At 71.7% G+C, this 2301-nt stretch carries 2 protein-coding genes; one reads left to right on the plus strand and one right to left on the minus strand.

Annotated elements, in window-relative coordinates; all coding sequences use genetic code 11:
- The first annotated feature begins 33 nt into the window (after positions 1-33).
- Positions 34-621 (plus strand): gamma carbonic anhydrase family protein, encoded by a 588-nt coding sequence (locus KF737_RS22415; protein ID WP_296460827.1) that lies wholly within the window; start codon positions 34-36, stop codon positions 619-621.
- A gap of 223 nt (positions 622-844) precedes the next feature.
- Here the strand turns inward: KF737_RS22415 and KF737_RS22420 are convergent, their stop codons facing one another.
- Positions 845-2242, minus strand: a complete 1398-nt coding sequence (locus tag KF737_RS22420) for a M20/M25/M40 family metallo-hydrolase (protein ID WP_296460832.1) — start codon at positions 2240-2242, stop codon at positions 845-847.
- Positions 2243-2301 lie beyond the last annotated feature (59 nt).

The raw sequence follows: 2301 nt of genomic DNA on the forward strand, positions 1-2301 counted from the left end.
CACCCCGCGCGGAACCCGCGGTAGGAACCGTTCATGGATCAAGGTCCCCAGAGCCGTTTCGGCCCCGACGTCCGCATCGACCCCGCCGCCTTCGTCCACCCGACGGCGCAGGTCTACGGCGACGTGGCGCTCGCCGCGCAGGCGTCGCTGTGGCCCAATGTGGTGATCCGCGCCGAGTCCCGGCCGGTGCGCATCGGCGCGCGGACCAACATCCAGGACTTCGTGATGATCCACATCGGCGGCGCGACCGGCACGATCGTGGGCGAGGACTGCTCCATCACCCACCACTGCACCCTGCACGGCTGCACGATCGGCGACCGCGTCCTGGTCGGCATCGGCTCGACCATCATGGACGGCTGCGAAGTGGGCGCGAACTCGATCATCGCCGGCCACGCCTTCCTGAGGGAAGGCACGATCGTCCCGCCCAACTCCATCGTCATGGGCGCGCCGGGCAAGGTGGTCCGCGAGCGCGACAACGCCGTCGCCAACGCGATGAACGCCTGGATGTACGCGCAGAACGCCGCCGCCTTCGCCCGCGGCGACCACCGCCTCTGGGCCAGCGCTGCGTTCGCCGAGGCGGCGAAGGCGGCCCGCGCGCGGCTCGCGGCGCTCCACGGCTAGGGTCCGTCCTCGATTCCTTCTGAGGGAATTCAATAACTTCCGCTCATCCCGGCGAATGCCGGGACCCAGATCCACGCTCGCGGAGGCTGATGGGATGACCTCGGAGCCCCCGGAACCCCTCTTCTTGCGCCATGCCATCTGGGTCCCGGCATTCGCCGGGATGAGCGGTATTGAGGAGGGACCCAGGCCCGCGCCTTCCCGCCGCGCAGGCGGCCGGCGGGCGCTATTTCGCCAGGTCCCGCAGCACCGAGTCCCAGTACGCGAGGTCGCCGTCGATGGCACTGACCGGGGCGCGCTCGTTCAGGCCGTGGCTGAACTCGTCGCTCTCCTTCATGAACAGGCCCGAGACGCCGTAGCTCGGCACGCCGGCGGCGCGGAAGTACATGCTGTCGGTCGCCCCCGACGCCTGGCTCGGCACGATGGGAAGCCCCGGGAACCGCGCATGCACCGCCTTGGTGACGGCCGCCAGGACGTCGGGCCGAAGCGGCGAGGCGGGGCTGTCGATGGAGCCGTCGTCCAGCCGGGTGACGGTCACGCTCTTGTCGCCCACGACCTGCGCCAGGGTCTCCCTCACGGCGGCCGACGACGTGCCGGGGAAGATGCGGCAGTTCACGGTGGCCTCGGCGCGCTGGGGCAGGGCGTTGGGCGCGTGGCCGCCGCTCAGCATCGTGGCCACGCAGGTGGTGTGCAGCGCCGGGCTCCAGACCGGGTCGGCGCGGATCGTGGCGATGGCGGCCTCGTCGGTCGGGTCGGCGGCGAACTTCGCCAGCGCCTGGCCGATGGCGCCCGGCGTGTTCTTCGCCGCGGCCGCCAGCGAGGCGCGGGTGATCTCGTTGCTCGCCGTCGGCCACGCGTAGGCCTCCAGCCGGTCCAGCGCCTTGGCCAGCCGGTAGATCGCGTTGGTCGGCGTGGGCCGGCTGGAGTGGCCGCCGGGATCGGTCACCGCCAGGCGGAAGTCGGCGTAGGTCTTCTCGGCGCCCTGGACGCCGAACGAGATCGGCGTGCCGTCCTCGTTCAGCCCGCCGCCGCCGCCGTCGATGTTCAGCACCATCTCGGCGCCCTTCAGCCGCTCGGCGAGGACGGCGGTGGTCTTCATCGAGGTCTCTTCGTCGCCCGACAGCGCCAGCACCACCTCGCGGCCCGGCTTCCAGCCGCTCTTGCGCAGGCTGGCGAGCGTGGCGACCATCATCGAGACGTCGAACTTGTTGTCCACCGCGCCGCGGCCGAAGACGTAGCCGTTCTCCTCGACCGGCGTGAACGGATCGCGCGCCCAGTCCTTGGGGTCGGCCTCCACCACGTCCATGTGGCCCGAGATGACCAGCGGCTTCTTCTTCGGGTCGGTCCCCGGATAGCGGGCGATCAGGAACGCCGTGTCGCCCAGCGGCTCGATGGCGATCTCGTCAGCCCTGTAGCCGCCCGCCAGCAGCTCGCCCTTGAGGTACTCGGCATAGGCGACGGTCTGGCGCCGGCCCGCCACGGTCGGGAACGCGATGCCCCGCTTCAGGATCTCCAGCGCCTTGGCGTGCAGCGCGGGATCGACCTTGGGCGCCTTGGCGGGCGGCGCGGCGAGGGCGGGGGCGGCGAGGGCGGCCGCGAACGCGGCGGTGAGGAGGAGCTTCACGCGGGAATCCGGACTGGGCCTGGGGAATCCCGCGACGCTACAGCCCCGCCGCAGCCCCG

This window comes from Phenylobacterium sp. (genome assembly GCF_019636135.1).
Lineage (GTDB): Bacteria > Pseudomonadota > Alphaproteobacteria > Caulobacterales > Caulobacteraceae > Phenylobacterium.